General features: G+C 71.1%; 12 protein-coding genes and 1 other RNA gene. 11 read left to right on the forward strand and 2 right to left on the reverse strand.

The window, feature by feature from the left end:
• Positions 1–16: 16 nt before the first annotated feature.
• Positions 17–3415: an FHA domain-containing protein gene (locus tag SMIR_RS23190; protein WP_212728393.1), complete on the reverse strand. Its 3399-nt coding sequence runs from the start codon at positions 3413–3415 to the stop codon at positions 17–19.
• Between the two features lie 478 nt (positions 3416–3893).
• Here SMIR_RS23190 and SMIR_RS23195 point away from each other — a divergent pair, with 478 nt between their 5' ends.
• From SMIR_RS23195 to SMIR_RS23210, 4 genes are all read left to right on the forward strand, one after another.
• Complete coding sequence (locus SMIR_RS23195; RefSeq protein WP_168492138.1) at positions 3894–5666, forward strand: serine/threonine-protein kinase; 1773 nt, start codon at positions 3894–3896, stop codon at positions 5664–5666.
• Between the two features lie 158 nt (positions 5667–5824).
• Complete coding sequence (locus SMIR_RS23200; protein ID WP_168492136.1) at positions 5825–7066, forward strand: serine/threonine-protein kinase; 1242 nt, start codon at positions 5825–5827, stop codon at positions 7064–7066.
• Positions 7067–7345: 279 nt separating this feature from the next.
• Entirely contained in the window at positions 7346–8452 is a 1107-nt protein-coding gene (gene prfB, locus SMIR_RS23205; RefSeq protein WP_054229629.1) for a peptide chain release factor 2, read from the forward strand.
• A gap of 311 nt (positions 8453–8763) precedes the next feature.
• On the forward strand, positions 8764–9378 hold the full coding sequence (locus SMIR_RS23210) for an LPXTG cell wall anchor domain-containing protein (RefSeq protein ID WP_212727314.1): 615 nt from the start codon (positions 8764–8766) through the stop codon (positions 9376–9378).
• A 206-nt stretch (positions 9379–9584) separates the two neighbouring features.
• Here SMIR_RS23210 and SMIR_RS23215 read toward each other — a convergent pair whose 3' ends face one another.
• Positions 9585–9776 (reverse strand): hypothetical protein, encoded by a 192-nt coding sequence (locus tag SMIR_RS23215; RefSeq protein ID WP_095854342.1) that lies wholly within the window; start codon positions 9774–9776, stop codon positions 9585–9587.
• 390 nt (positions 9777–10166) lie between these two features.
• On the opposite strand from SMIR_RS23215, the gene ftsE reads away from it, so the two are divergent.
• The 7 genes from ftsE (at position 10167) to SMIR_RS23250 (ending at position 15380) form a co-directional block, all read left to right on the forward strand.
• Positions 10167–10856 carry a cell division ATP-binding protein FtsE gene (ftsE, locus tag SMIR_RS23220; RefSeq protein ID WP_067379910.1) on the forward strand — a complete coding sequence of 230 codons (690 nt, stop codon included), beginning with the start codon at positions 10167–10169 and terminating at the stop codon, positions 10854–10856.
• Positions 10857–10887: 31 nt separating this feature from the next.
• Positions 10888–11805 carry a permease-like cell division protein FtsX gene (gene ftsX, locus SMIR_RS23225; protein WP_168492132.1) on the forward strand — a complete coding sequence of 306 codons (918 nt, stop codon included), beginning with the start codon at positions 10888–10890 and terminating at the stop codon, positions 11803–11805.
• A 67-nt stretch (positions 11806–11872) separates the two neighbouring features.
• Positions 11873–13039, forward strand: a complete 1167-nt coding sequence (locus SMIR_RS23230; protein ID WP_168492131.1) for a S41 family peptidase — start codon at positions 11873–11875, stop codon at positions 13037–13039.
• Between the two features lie 68 nt (positions 13040–13107).
• A complete protein-coding gene (gene smpB, locus SMIR_RS23235) occupies positions 13108–13650 on the forward strand; it encodes an SsrA-binding protein SmpB (protein ID WP_054229635.1) in 543 nt (180 codons plus the stop codon).
• Positions 13651–13755: 105 nt separating this feature from the next.
• Positions 13756–14144, forward strand: a transfer-messenger RNA (tmRNA) gene (gene ssrA / locus SMIR_RS23240).
• A gap of 73 nt (positions 14145–14217) precedes the next feature.
• Entirely contained in the window at positions 14218–14640 is a 423-nt protein-coding gene (locus SMIR_RS23245) for a hypothetical protein (protein ID WP_248002942.1), read from the forward strand.
• Positions 14637–15380 carry an immunity protein CdiI family protein gene (locus tag SMIR_RS23250; RefSeq protein ID WP_212727315.1) on the forward strand — a complete coding sequence of 248 codons (744 nt, stop codon included), beginning with the start codon at positions 14637–14639 and terminating at the stop codon, positions 15378–15380. Before SMIR_RS23245 ends, SMIR_RS23250 begins: the two co-directional genes overlap by 4 nt.
• Positions 15381–15391 lie beyond the last annotated feature (11 nt).

Raw genomic sequence — 15391 nt, forward strand, 5'->3', positions numbered from 1 at the left:
TACGGCCGTCGAAGACCTACAGCAACGACGGCATCTCCACCGCCGCCACCGACCTCGCCGCCCGCTCCAGCGCGCTGGCCAGCAGGGCCAGGTCCGTGGGGCCGTTGCCGAGTTCGCGGACGGGGCGGCGGGCCGGGGGGTCGCCCATGCGGTGCCATTCGAGGGGGACGACCGTGGGGCGGAGGGTGGCCGTGCGGGGGATGCGGCCCGTGACCCGGCCGGCCTGGAAGGGCGTGAGGCGACCGTCGGGAGTGGACAGGCGGCCCCGGCCGGGGGCGGGTTCGTCCGCGCCGGGGGACACCGGGTCGAGGGAGATACGGAGCGAGGCGGCGCGGCCCAGTTCGGTGGTCGCCGTGCGGCCGTCGTCCGCGGCGGCCGCCACCAGGTGCACACCGAGGCGGTCACCCTCGCGGGCGACGGCCTCCAGAGCCCGTACGACCGAACCGGCCGCCGGCCGTCCCGGGGAACCCAGCGCGGGGGAAAGCAGCGCGTCCAGGTCGTCGATGATGACGACGAGACGGGCCAACGGGGGGCCCGGATCCGTCCGTTCGCGGGCAGCCGCCGGGCGCAGCCGCAGGGTCGAACTGGGGGGCGCGTCGAGATCCGCGGCGCCGGAGGCGGAGGGAGAGGCCGGGCCGGGCTTCGCTCCCGGGGTGGGTTTGGGCGTGCGCTGGGCGACCATCCGGCCCGACACCTCGCCGCGCGTGTGCCACTCCGCGAAGCCGAGCCGGCCCAGGAGCTCGGCCCGCCGCTTCAGCTCGGCACTGAGCGACTGGGCGAACTCCCGCATCCTTACGGGGTCGTTGGCGGTGAGGTGAGTGGTGACATGGGGCAGGTCCGTACAGACCCGCAGCCCCTCCGCTCCTTGGCCCGCGCCGTGGCCCCCGGTGCTGTCCCGACCGTCCATCAGCACGATCCCGAGCCGGTCGGGGCGCTCCGCGGCGGCCAGGGACGCGGCGATCGCGCGGAGCAGCTCCGTACGACCGCTGCCGGGCGGGCCCTCGATCAGCAGGTGCGGGCCCTCGGTGGGCAGGTCCACGGCGACCGGGCCGCGCGGCCCGGCGCCGAGGACGGCCCGGCCGCGGCCGCCGAGCGCCTCCGTGTCGTCCGCCGCGTCCGCCCAACGGGCCATGAGCGACGCAGGGGTGGCCCGGGCCAGTCCCAACTCGTCCAGCAGACGGGCTGCTTGAGGGAGCGGCGCGGACACGCGCGCGTGGCGGTCGGCGTGCGCCCCGTCCGTACGGAGGGGGGCGAGGGCGCGCGCGAAACGCTCCGCCCAGGCCAGTGACACCGCGTCCACCGCGGCGACCGTGCCGTGCCCCACGGGCCCGTCGGATCCCACCCGCATCAGCCGCAACGCCGTCGCCACGTCCCCGCTGAGCAGCGCGACCGCTCCGCACTCCCGGAACGCCGGTGACGCCTCGCAGGCCGCCTCGTACGTCTCCGTCACCGGGGACGCGGGCGACGCGGACACGGTCTCGGCCAGACACACCACATGTATGCCTGCCCGCGCGCCCTCGTGTGTCAGCCGCAGCACCGCCTCCCGTACGTCGGCGCCTCCGGGGTCCCCGTCGACGACGAGCACGGTGAATGGCCCCTCGAAGTCCCGGTCCGCGCCCGTCGGGTCCTCGTCGCGGGCCCAGGACGGGCGCCGTGCGCCGCCCCGCGCGTCCGCGGGGACGCGATCGGCCTTGTCGTACGCACCCCGGGCGCCGCCCGTTTCCGTCAGCTGGTCCTCCAGGCGGCGCAGGAGCTCGTCCGTGCGGGCCGTCGCCTGCTCACGGTCGTAGGCGAGGAGGAGACGGCAGTCCTGGCCGTGGGTGGGTCGCAGATGCGGGAGCCAGCCGAGCCAGGACCACTCGGCGGTGCGCTCCTCCACCGTGCGGGAGCGGTCCGCGCTGATCAGGACGATGTCGAGAGCGTCGGGGGAGTGCAGCGCGGCGATCTGGGCGACCACCGAGCGGGCCAGCCCGGCCAGCCGCGCCCGCGGCCCCGCCAGGCCCAGTGAGCCGATCTCCCGCAGGCCCGCGGTCACCGGCACCGCCGGTACCAGCCCCGAACCGTCGGGCGCCGCCCGGTCCGCCGTGCCCAGCCGCACCGTCAGCGTCTCCGGGTGGCCCGGGCCGCGCTCCCACAGCCGCGGTCCCGGACCCAGCGCGGTGAGCAGCAGCGTCGCGGGATCGGGCCAGCTCTCCGTGGCCTGCGTGGGCAGGGAGGCCGCCAGGAACTCCGCCGCCCGGTCATTCCCGTTCGTGTCGTACGGAGCCCCCGGTCCGGTGCCCGGCAGCTCGCCCCGGCCGCCGGCCAGCCGACGCGCCCACGCGCCGAACCCGCCCCGCCTGCGCACACCGGGCGGTACGTCGGTGCCCCGCGTGGGGGTGCCTTTGCGGGTGCCCGGCTCGGGGCCGGCCGCGGCTCGGGGTGTGGCTCCGCCCATCGACGTGTCGGGGCCGGACGCCTGCGCGGGCCTGCTCTCGATCCGGGGCGCCCGGCCCTGCTCCGGCACGACCGGGCCGTGCTCCTGCGCTCCGGGGACGCCACCCGCGGCTCCCCACTCCGCCGATCCGAAGCCGTGATGTGTGTCACCGACGGGCGGCACGCCGGCACCGGAGGCGCCCCCCACGCGCGCGTGGGGCACGACAGGAGCGGAAGGACCGGCGGGGGCCGCGGGAGCGGCGGAGGACGACGCGGGGCCGGGGCCGGTGGGCGGCTTCGGGCGGGTGGTCGTACCGGTCGGGGTGGTGACCCTGACATGGCCCTCCCCGTCGGGCGTCGTGCCCACCGGATCCGCGCCACCGGGCGGAGCCAGCCGCAGGGCGGACTCGCCGACGCGCAGGAGCGCGCCCTGCCCGAAGCGGACCGGGCGGGTGCCGACCTGGGTGCCGTCCAGCGTCGTGCCGTTCGTGGAGCCCAGGTCGGCGACCGAGACGCGGCCCTCGGGAGTGACCGTGACCGCGCAGTGCAGGCGGGAGACGTCGGGGTCGTCCAGCGGGACGTCCGCGTCGGCGGAGCGGCCGATGTCGATCCGGCCGCCGTGCAGCAGATGGACGCCGCCCGCGTCGGGGCCCGCGACGACATGGAGCCGGGCCGCCACCCCGTCCACGTCGGGACCGGGTTCGGCGGGGGAGCCCAGGGACAGCACGGCGCCGTCCGTCAGGGGCGGCTCGCCCAGCGTGCAGCGCTGGCCGTCGAGGCGCTCGGCGCCCGCGTACAGCACGACGGGACCGCCGCCGAGCTCGCGACCGCGGTCGTGCTGGCCTGCGCCCTCACCGCCGACCGCCGAGGCCAGACCCGCCGCCACCGCTGCCAACGCCGTCCCGGCGGGAGCGGTGACCAGCACATCGCAGGCCGCGGCTCGCCCCCGCGGCTCCGAGGGCGAGCCCAGCGGGTCTACGACGGTCAGCCGGATCTGCATCGCCGCCAGCGGTCCCTTCCGCGCAGGCACCCGCGAGGAGGGCGAGGCTGTGCCGCGGTCCCCCCACCGCAGATTCCCCCACCGCACACGGGCACGTCGGCCAGTACTGAAGGCATCCTCGCACCTGTCACTGACAACACGCCCGCCACCCACCGGCAAGTGATCTTGATTGGTCGGCTCTGCCCGTAAAAGTGCCTGACCAGTGCCCGACCGGTGCCCGCTTGAGATCGGTCACGTCGCCCCCGCGGGCGCCGTTCGGCAACCAACAGCCGAATGCGAGCGTCTTTCCATCGAACATGTACGGGAACGCGTACGTAAGCGCTTATGCGAAGCACAGGCGCTTGTGGGAAGCAGTGGAAAGCACAGGAAGACGACAGTCCAGTGCCAGGTGTCTCGGCACTACAGTGGGGCGGAAACCGCCGCAGCACGTTGACGACGGCGGACGGACCAGGCAAGCAAGCAACAGGGAGCGCATGACGTGCGGCCGGTAGGGAGCAAGTACCTCCTTGAGGAGCCGCTTGGGCGCGGCGCCACAGGCACCGTCTGGCGAGCCCGCCAGAGGGAGACCGCGGGCGCCGAGGCGGCCGTCGCCGGCCAGCCCGGCGAGACCGTGGCGATCAAGGTCCTCAAGGAAGAGCTCGCCAACGACGCGGACATCGTGATGCGGTTCCTCCGGGAGCGCTCCGTCCTGCTGCGCCTGACCCACCCGAACATCGTGCGGGTACGGGACCTCGTCGTCGAGGGCGACCTGCTCGCCCTGGTCATGGACCTGGTCGACGGCCCCGACCTCCACCGCTACCTGCGCGAGAACGGCCCGTTCTCGCCGGTCGCCGCCGCCCTGCTCACCGCCCAGGTCGCCGACGCGCTCGCCGCCAGCCACGCCGACGGCGTCGTGCACCGCGACCTGAAGCCCGCGAACGTCCTGCTGAAGCAGGACGGCGGCCAGATGCACCCGATGCTCACCGACTTCGGCATCGCCCGGCTCGCCGACTCCCCGGGCCTCACCCGGACCCACGAGTTCGTCGGCACGCCCGCGTACGTCGCGCCGGAGTCCGCCGAGGGACGCCCGCAGACGTCCGCCGTCGACATCTACGGCGCGGGCATCCTGCTGTACGAGCTGGTCACCGGGCGTCCCCCGTTCGGCGGCGAGTCCGCCCTCGAAGTGCTGCACCAGCACCTGAGCGCCGAGCCGCGCCGCCCCTCCACGGTCCCGGACCCCCTGTGGACCGTCATAGAGCGCTGCCTGCGCAAGAACCCGGACGAGCGGCCCAGCGCCGAGAACCTCGCCCGCGGGCTGCGCACCGTCGCCCAGGGCATCGGTGTGCACGCCAACTCCGCACAGATCGCCGCCGCGGAAGGCGTGGGCGCGCTGCTCGCCCCCGACCCGGCGCCGGCCGCGGTGCCGGGCGTACCCGGTGCGGCCGACCCCACGCAGGTGCTGCCGCACGGCGCCCCGGGGGCGTACGACCCGAACGGCGCGACCAGCGTCCTGCCGCACACCGGCGTCCCCGGCATGCCCGGTGCCGCCGACCCCACCGCCGTACTGCCGCACCGCGGCGCGGCCGACCCGACCGCCGTCATGCCGCCGGTGCCCCAGCACCAGCCGGGCGGACAGCAGGGACAGCCCGGACAGCCGGGGCAGGGCGAGGACCCGCACCCCTGGCAGAACCAGCTGCGCGCGGCCCGGGACCGCAACGAGCAGACCCAGGTCCAGTACCTCGACCCCGACCAGGACCCGCTGCGCCGCCGTCCCCAGCGACAGGTCGCGCGGCCCCAGCAACAGCAGCGCCCGCCGCAGGGCCAGCAGCCGCCGCCCGGATACGGGTATCCGCAGCAGCAACAGCCGCAGCAGTACGCGCAGCAACAGCCGCAGCAGTACGCGCCCCAGCAGCAACAGCCGCAGCGCCAGCAGCGCCGCCAGCGGCAGCAGCAGCCGCAGGGGTACGCCCCCGCGGCCCAGCAGCAGCCTCAGCGGTACGCGCCTCCGCCGCAGCAGCCCGAGGCGCCGGCGCCCCGGCAGTCGCGCGAGCCGCGGCAGCGCAGCGCCAACCCGATGAAGATCCCGGGACTCGGCTGCCTCAAGGGCTGCCTGTTCACGATCGTCATCCTGTTCGTCGCCGGATGGCTGGTCTGGGAGTTCAGCCCGCTCCAGCATTGGATCGGGACGACCAAGGGGTACTGGGGTGTGCTGAAGGACGGGTTCAACACCGCCACCAAGTGGATCGGGGATCTCGGCGGTTCCGGTAATTAGCTCCCGCCGATTCCCTTTTGATTCCGGGTGAATCCCCCGCGGTTCCCCCGCGACTCTGGGGATTTGTCGACATCTGACGGGTGATTTCCGTCTCCGGAGTGAAGGTTGACTCTTCGGACGCGTACTTTTAGCGGCAACACGCGTCAGTAGGAGCAGTCTTGGCACGGAAGATCGGCAGCCGGTACACCGCCCACCAGATTCTGGGGCGGGGCAGCGCCGGCACGGTGTGGCTCGGCGAGGGACCTGAGGGGCCCGTCGCCATCAAGCTGCTGCGCGAGGACCTCGCGTCCGACCAGGAGCTGGTGGGCCGCTTCGTACAGGAGCGCACGGCTCTGCTCGGGCTCGATCACCCGCATGTCGTGGCGGTGCGGGACCTTGTCGTCGACGGCAATGACCTCGCGCTCGTCATGGACCTCGTGCGGGGCACGGATCTGCGCACCCGGCTCGACCGGGAACGGCGGCTGGCGCCCGAGGCCGCGGTCGCGATCGTGGCCGACGTCGCGGACGGGCTGGCGGCGGCGCACGCGGCCGGGGTCGTGCACCGGGACGTGAAGCCGGAGAACGTGCTGCTGGACATGCAGGGTCCGCTGGGTCCGGGGGGCTCGCACCCCGCGCTGCTCACGGACTTCGGTGTGGCCAAACTCATCGACTCGCCGCGGCGGACCCGGGCCACGAAGATCATCGGCACGCCGGACTATCTCGCCCCCGAGATCATCGAGGGGCTGCCGCCGCGGGCCGCCGTCGACATCTACGCCTTGGCGACGGTGCTGTACGAGCTCCTCGCCGGGTTCACGCCCTTCGGGGGCGGGCATCCCGGTGCGGTACTGCGGCGGCATGTGACGGAGACCGTCGTACCCCTCCCCGGTATCCCCGAGGAGCTGTGGCAGCTGCTCGTGCAGTGCCTGGCCAAGGCGCCGGCGTCGCGGTTGCGGGCGTCCGAGCTGGGGGCGCGGCTGCGGGAGCAGCTGCCCTTGCTGGCGGGGATGCCGCCGCTGGACGTCGACGAACCGGACGGGGAGTCGGCGGAGGACGCCCCCGAGGCGAGCGAGACGGCGGAGCCGACGGCGCCGGCCTCGCGGGCGCGGCGGGGGGCGGTGCCGTTGGTGCCGGGGGCTGCGCCGGACTCCAACCGGGACACGCATACGTCGATGCGGGTGCCGGGGCCGGACGAGCTGGCGGGTGGGGCGCGCGGGACGGCTCGGGTGCCGCGGGCGGCGGGGGCGCCTCGGCCGGGGTCGGCTCGGCACCGGGCGTCGGCGCGGCGACGTCGGATCACGTTGGGGGTGGCGGGGGTCGTTCTTGTCGCCGCGGTGGGGGTCGGTACGTGGCTGGCCACGTCGGGTGACGACGCGGGAGCGACGCCGCACGACACGAAGAACTCGGCCCCGGCGTCTCCCTAGCCCCCACTCCGACCCGGGGCTGCGCCCCAGACCCCGGGTTGTTCGTCTGCCTGCGGGTGGGTGGGGGCTGGTCGCGCGGTTCCCCGCGCCCCTGGGGGCTGGGGCTTCGCCCCGAGCCTCGGGCTGGTGGTTGTTTGGCTGCGGGTGGGTGGGGGTTGATCGCGCAGTTCCCCCCGCCCCTGGAGGGGCGGGGCTTCGCCCCGAGTCCCGGGGAGGGCTTGCGTCGCCCCCGTCGGACGAGGGGCAAGCCTCGCTTGCGGCAGCCGTTACGCTGGAGGCGTGGCAGTCGTCGATGTATCCGAAGAGCTCAAGTCCCTCTCCTCGACCATGGAGTCGATCGAGGCCGTCCTGGACCTCGACAAGCTGAGGGCAGATGTCGCCGTGCTCGAGGAGCAGGCGGCCGCGCCGTCCCTGTGGGACGACCCGGACGAGGCGCAGAAGATCACCAGCAAGCTGAGCCACCTCCAGGCGGAGGTCAGGAAGGCCGAGGCGCTGCGCGGGCGTATCGACGATCTGAGCGTGCTCTTCGAGATGGCCGAGGAGGAGGACGACCCGGACACCCGTGCCGAGGCCGAGTCCGAGCTCGTCGCCGTCAAGAAGGCGCTGGACGAGATGGAAGTCCGGACGCTGCTCTCCGGGGAGTACGACTCCCGTGAGGCCGTCGTCACCATCCGTGCCGAGGCCGGCGGCGTCGACGCCTCCGACTTCGCCGAGAAGCTCCAGCGCATGTACCTGCGCTGGGCCGAGCGCCACGGATACAAGACCGAGCTCTACGAGACCTCGTACGCGGAAGAGGCGGGCATCAAGTCCACCACCTTCGCCGTCCACGTCCCGTACGCGTACGGAACGCTGTCCGTGGAGCAGGGCACCCACCGCCTCGTGCGCATCTCGCCGTTCGACAACCAGGGACGCCGTCAGACGTCCTTCGCGGGTGTCGAGATCCTGCCCGTCGTCGAGCAGACCGATCACATCGAGATCGACGAGTCCGAGCTGCGCGTCGACGTGTACCGGTCGTCCGGCCCGGGCGGCCAGGGCGTCAACACCACCGACTCCGCGGTGCGCCTCACCCACCTCCCCACCGGCATCGTCGTCTCCTGCCAGAACGAGCGGTCGCAGATCCAGAACAAGGCGAGCGCCATGAACGTGCTCCAGGCCAAGCTGCTCGAGCGGCGCCGCCAGGAGGAGCAGGCCAAGATGAACGCCCTCAAGGGCGACGGCGGCAACTCCTGGGGAAACCAGATGCGTTCGTACGTCCTGCACCCCTACCAGATGGTCAAGGATCTGCGGACCGAGTTCGAAGTCGGTAACCCCGAGGCCGTTTTCGGCGGGGAGATCGACGGATTCATCGAGGCCGGAATTCGCTGGCGCAAGCAGCAGGAGAAGTAGTTCGAGGTATCAACATCACCTCGATGCCTCTTTGTCGACAAGGCAACTGCCGCCCATCGGGCGGCAGTTGCCTTTTGTGTGGGGGAATTCTGGGTTTTACGTCACAGTCACATGTCCGCACGGCGGGCAAATGTCGTTGATCCGGACATCGCGTACGCAACGACCTTGACGTTGCTGTGAAAACTGGGAATGGTGGCGCGTGGCATGCGTATCTCTGGGGCGCATGTGAACCGGGGGGCTGAGAGCCACCTGTGACGCCGTGGCCCCGGGCGCTGCTCCATTGACGATCAGCTACTGGGGGTAGCAAACAAATGACCAAGAAGACGCGGATCCGCGTGGCACGCATAGCAGCCGGTGTGGTGATCGCCGCCGGTGCTTCGCTGACTGCCGCGGGTGCCGCCTCGGCTCTCGACATCAACGTGGGTGTCACGGTCGACGGAGACCCGAGCCCCACCCCGACCGACACGGGCATCCCGACCGGCCCGGCCACCCCGACCACCCCGACGACGGAGCCGGGCACCACGCCCCCGGCGACGCCCACCATCCCGAGCACGCCGACCGGCCCGGCCACGCCCACCACCACGCCGCCGACGGACGAGCCCACCGACCCCACCGGGAACCCCACCGAGCCCACCGACCCGACGGACAGCCCGACGGACGGTTCCGGCACCGGCACCGGTGGCAATGACAGCAACCCCGACGGCGGCTCCAAGCCCGTCGAGCAGGGCAAGGGTTCCTCCGGCCTGACCGACACCGGCGCGAACACCTCGTCCGAGACCTCCGCCCAGGGCAAGAAGGGGCAGCTGGCCGAGACGGGTGCCGCCGAGACCACGTTCCTGCTGGTCGGCGCCGCCACGATGATCGCGGGCGGTATCGGCTTCCGTCTGCTGCCGCGCCTCGCGAACGGCCGCGGCGCCGCTGCCTGACGCAGCTGATCGCAGCACAAGAGGGGCCCGGAGCAGCTTGCTCCGGGCCCCTCTCGCGTCAGGCACATCAAGGATGCTTCAAAAGGTGACCACCTCGGACAGTGACCTCCTCAGACGGTGACCGCCATGGCGACCGCGTCAGATGGTGGCCGTCATGGCGACCGCCTCAGATGGTGACTGTGGTCACACCGCCGCTCTCACGAGACTCATACCGTCTGGTGCGCCAGCAGTGCCACCGCCGCGATCAGCACGGCGAGCAGCGCGATCAGCGCCATCGGGTTCAGCCCCGCGAAGGGGCTCTCCTGCTGCAACCGCTCCCGGTTCGCGCGGCAGACCGGGCAGCGGCCCTCGCTGACGGGCGCCGCGCAGTTCGCGCACACCAATCGGTCGTACGTCATGCGCTTGCCCTCCTTGCGCCGTCCTCCGCCGTTTACATAACGCTGCGGGGAACGCAACCGTTCCCCTTCCACTGTGCCAGGTTCCGCGGGAAACGGCGCGGCTCGCCTTATCCTGCCCTGTGCTCCGCGGGTTAGGCGGGGAAACGGGCGCTTCCGGAGGCGGCCGCCGTCGGGATCACGGTCGCCGACCGGTGGGGGCCGGGCGCGCAGCTCCCCGCGCCCCTACGGGGTGCCCGTACAAAGGCCCGTACAAAAGGGCTGCGCAAAAGACCTGCACAAAAACGCACAAGCACCGCACAACCCCCGCGCAACCCTGACCGGCGACTGCGCTCGTGCACCCGGTTCGCGTATGGTCACGCTCACCTACCCCCGGCGACCCGTGGTGCATCCGTGATCCGATTCGACAGTGTCTCCAAGGTCTACCCCAAGCAGACCCGCCCCGCCCTCAGGGATGTCACCCTGGAGGTCGAGCGTGGTGAGTTCGTGTTCCTCGTGGGATCCTCCGGCTCCGGAAAGTCCACCTTCCTGCGGCTGATCCTCCGCGAGGAGCGGACCAGCCAAGGCCAGGTGCACGTTCTGGGCAAGGATCTCGCGCGCCTCTCCAACTGGAAGGTGCCGCAGATGCGCCGCCAGCTGGGAACCGTGTTCCAGGACTTCCGCCTGCTGCCGAACAAGACGGTCTCCGAGAACGTCGCCTTCGCGCAGGAGGTCATCGGCAAGTCCCGCGGCGAGATCCGCAAGTCCGTACCCCAGGTGCTCGACCTCGTCGGGCTCGGCGGCAAGGAGGACCGGATGCCCGGGGAGCTGTCCGGTGGTGAGCAGCAGCGTGTGGCCATCGCGAGAGCCTTCGTGAACCGGCCCAAGCTCCTCATCGCGGACGAGCCGACCGGCAACCTCGACCCGCAGACCTCCGTCGGCATCATGAAGCTGCTCGACCGCATCAACCGGACGGGCACCACCGTGCTGATGGCGACGCACGACCAGAACATCGTGGACCAGATGCGCAAGCGCGTCATCGAGCTGGAGCAGGGCCGCCTCGTCCGCGACCAGGCGCGCGGCGTCTACGGCTACCAGCACTGACGACGGTCCACGGAAAGGCTTAGCAGACGCCATGCGCGCCCAGTTCGTTCTGTCGGAGATCGGTGTCGGTCTCCGTCGCAATCTGACGATGACCTTCGCGGTCGTCGTCTCGGTCGCCCTCTCCCTCGCCCTGTTCGGCGGTTCGCTGCTGATGAGCGACCAGGTGAGCACCATGAAGGGCTACTGGTACGACAAGGTCAACGTCTCGATCTTCCTCTGCAACAAGAGTGACGCGGAGTCCGACCCCCACTGCGCCAAGGGGGCCGTGACCACCGAGCAGAAGGACCAGATCCTCAGCGACCTCAAGAAGATGACCGTCGTCGAGAAGATCTCGTACGAGTCGGCGGACCAGGCGTACAAGCATTACAAGGAGCAGTTCGGCGACTCCCCGCTGGCCAGCTCCCTCACGCCGGACCAGATGCAGGAGTCGTACCGCATCAAGCTGAAGGACCCGCAGAAGTACCAGGTCATCGCGACCGCCTTCGACGGCCGTGACGGCGTGCAGTCCGTGCAGGACCAGAAGGGCATCCTGGACAACCTCTTCGGGCTGCTCAACGGCATGAACTGGGCCGCGCGCGCGGTCATGGCGATGATGCTCGTCGTCGCCCTGATGCTGATCGTCAACACGGTGCGCGTCTCGGCGTTCAGCCGGCGCAGGGAAACCGGCATCATGCGGCTCGTGGGCGCCTCCGGGTTCTACATCCAGGCGCCGTTCATCATGGAGGCCGCGGTCGCCGGACTGATCGGCGGAGGTGTCGCCTGCGGATTCCTCTTGGTCGCGCGGTACTTCATCATCGATCACGGCCTCGCGCTGTCCCAGAAGCTGAATCTGATCAACTTCATCGGCTGGGACGCCGTGCTCACCAAGCTGCCGCTCATCCTCGCGACGAGTCTGCTGATGCCCGCGCTTGCGGCGTTCTTCGCGTTGCGCAAGTACCTGAAGGTGTGACGCATGCCAAGGGGGCCGTACTGCCAACCGGCGGTACGGCCCTTTGCGTTGTCCTAGACTCACCGCCATGTCAGGCCGAGACCTGTTCTGCCAGCCCCGCCGCGCAGGCCGCGGGGCCGCCCTGACATTGCTTTTCGCGAGTGTCCTCGTCGCGGGGGCCGCGACCGGGTCCTTCGGTGATCCCGACCGGAAAACCCCGCCTCCTTCGGCGCGTTCGACCTCGGCGGCCCACCGCGAGACGGTCGCCGACGCCGCCGCCGAGGCGATGGCCGACGGCAAGTCCCCCATGGAGGCCGCGGAGCGGGCCGTCAGCCGCAGCGGGGACCGCTGGGGCGCCGTCTACTCCCAGGGCGAGTACGAGGAGTTCGAGGAGGCCCTCGACGGCCAGTACACGGGCGTGGGGCTGTGGGCCCGGCGTGAGAGTGACGGCCGTATCGAGGTGACCCGGGTGCAGAGCGGCTCGCCCGCTGCCGCCGCCGGGATCCGCACGGGCGACCGGCTGCGCAGCGTCGACGGAGAGAAGGTGGACGGCCGGCCGGTCACCGAGGTCGTCTCGTTACTGCGCGGGGACGCGGACGACGCCGCCGCCGGTACGAAGGTCTCCCTCGGCCTGGAGCGCGGCACACGCGCGTGGAGCGAGACGCTGCGCCGGGCGAAGCTGTCCACGGACTCCCTGACCGTCCACAAGCTTCCCGGCGGCATCACCGTGATCAAGGTCGCCGCCTTCACCAAGGGCGTCGGTGACGCCGTACGAAGCGCCGTCGAGCAGACCCCGGAGCGCGCCGGGATCGTCCTCGACCTGCGTGGCAACTCCGGCGGACTGGTCACCGAAGCCGTCACCGCCGCCTCCGCCTTCCTCGACGGCGGCCTCGTCGCCACCTACGACGTCAACGGCGCGCAGCGCTCCCTGCACGCCGACCCCGGCGGCGACACCACCAGACCCCTGGTCGCGCTCGTCGACGGCGGCACGATGAGCGCGGCCGAACTGCTCACCGGGGCCCTCCAGGATCGCGGCCGTGCGGTCGTCGTGGGCTCCAGGACCTTCGGCAAGGGCTCGATCCAGATGCCGAGCCGGCTGCCCGACGGTTCCGTCGCCGAGCTGACCGTCGGCCACTACCGCACTCCCGCCGGGCACGCCGTCGACGGGCGGGGCATCACCCCCGACCTGGAGGTGGACGAGGAGGCCCTGGAGCGGGCGGAGACCGTACTGAGCGGCCTCGGCGACCCTTCGTAGTCGCCGGCTCGGCGCTCTTGTAATCGGCTTTCCCCCGGACCCCCCTGTAGTGCGAAAATGGCAGCACTATGAGTAAGGGAATGTACGTACCGAAGGAGTCCCAGCCCAAGCAGGGCGGAGGGGCCGCGAAGGCCAAGGACGGCAAGCGCAAGATCGTCGCGCAGAACAAGAAGGCACGGCACGACTACGCGATCATCGACACCTACGAGGCCGGGCTCGTGCTCACCGGCACCGAGGTGAAGTCGCTGCGTCAGGGACGCGCCTCGCTGACCGACGGCTTCGTCCAGATCGACGGGAACGAGGCGTGGCTGCACAACGCCCACATTCCCGAGTACAGCCAGGGCACCTGGACCAACCACACGGTGCGCCGCAAGCGCAAGCTGCTCCTGCACCGCGAGGAGATCGACAAGCTGGCGTCGAAGTCGGAGGAGACGGGTCACACGATCGTGCCCCTCGCCCTGTACTTCAAGGACGGCCGGGCCAAGGCCGAGATCGCGCTCGCCCGCGGCAAGAAGGAGTACGACAAGCGGCAGACCCTGCGCGAGAAGCAGGACCGCCGGGAGTCGGACCGCGCGATCGCGGCGGCGAAGCGGAAGCAGCGGGGCGAGTAGCCACGGGGAATACGGTGGCATCGACGTGCGTTGGTCACGTACGATGGGATCTGCACCTCACAGCGGGTGCGCAACCCTCCTCGGAGGGGCTTGAAAAAACAACATGGGGATGATCGGTTTCGACAGCGGCTGTCGAAGCAGGGGAAGCGTGTCGAGGAAGCGACAATGATCTCGTTAACCATATGTCGCAACCAATAATCGCCAATTCCAAGAGCGATTCCCAGTCCTTCGCCCTCGCTGCCTAATAAGCAGTGAGTGAAGGACCCTTAATGGGTGTCAGCCCGGGGGTGTTCCCGACCCGGACCCTGGCATAATCTAGGGAACTAAACCATCGAGCCCGGTCACGGGGTTCGATGGGAAATCAAACAGTGGCTGGGCCCGTCGGCGACTTGTTCGCGTGATCACCGGGGCCGAGAAAATCGCAGCGAACTGCACACGGAGAAGCCCTGATTCTGCACCGGTGGACGCGGGTTCGATTCCCGCCATCTCCACGATCAGGAGGTCCTCCCGGACCTCCATCCCATGTGGGCAAAGGCCCCGTCGCTTTCGAGCGGTGGGGCCTTTGTCATGCCCGGCGACCGACACGCCGACCCCGCCGGGCCCTGGTTCGGCGCCACCACCACGCCCGCTCACCGGAGCCGACACGGAGGACGGCTGGCGTGCCGGGACGCCGTCATCGCCGAGATCGAGCGGGCGGAGTTCCTGGCCGCCGAGGTGCGCGAGGCACTCGTCGCCTGTACTCGCCACTGCACTCCGGACCTGGCGTTCCGGGTACTGCTCAGCACCATGGTCAACGACGCCTCTGACCGGTCATTGTCTCCGGAGCAGTACGCGAGGATGGAGACCATCGGATCGGCTCTCCTCTACGGCGAGTTCGTGGTGGACTCCGTCGAGTTCCTGGTCGAACAGGAGTCGCCGCCGGTGCCGGCGCGAGTCGTCGGCCGACGACTGAACGGAGTGCATCGTCACATGGTTGGCCGTCCATCGTGATCGACAACGAACCCCAGCACCTGCTCGTCCGCGCCGAGGGCGAGCCGTCTCCGTTGTACGAGCCGGAGGATCCCGAGGACCACGAGGACCTCGGCGCCTTCACCCGTAACACCCCGCTGGACGATGACGGGCTGGTCCTCCCGGCGGACTTGGCGGATGCGCTGCGTTCCTGGTCGTCGTCCCGCCCGGCGGACGGGTTCCCGTCCCGTCGGCACAGGCGGAAGCACGTCGAACGGGGCCTGGAGGTCGCCCAGGCGGTGGCGAGACACCTGGGCTCCGCATGGGTGGTGCGGTACTGGGACGAGAGGCAGGTCAGGGCGAAGTTCGTGTGCTGGGGATGCGGACGCCTGGACTGGTCCCTCGACGAGCACGGCGCGCCCCCGCACCCGCTCCACATCGTGGTCGAAGGCGAATTCAAGTGGTATCCGCTTCGCGCGGAGGGATTCGGAGACTTCGCACCGGACGGTCCCGTGGGCAGTCTTCATCTGTCCGAGGAACTGGTGGCCGATCTGTACGCGTGGGCCAAGAGCATCGACACCACGGTGAACCTGGACCTGCGGGACCGGGAGGACGGTAAGTACGACGACGAGTGGGAGCGGCTGTTCCGCGAAGGGACGGAGCTGGCGAGACGCGTCGCGCGTGAGCTCGGCCCTGCCCGGAGGGTGACCTACAAAGGCCTGGCGAACGGTGGTCCGGCCGCCATGACGTCGGTCACCTGGCAAGGGGACCGGGAGATGTGAAAGTCCGCTGA

The sequence above is a fragment of the Streptomyces mirabilis genome, assembly GCF_018310535.1.
Lineage (GTDB): Bacteria > Actinomycetota > Actinomycetes > Streptomycetales > Streptomycetaceae > Streptomyces.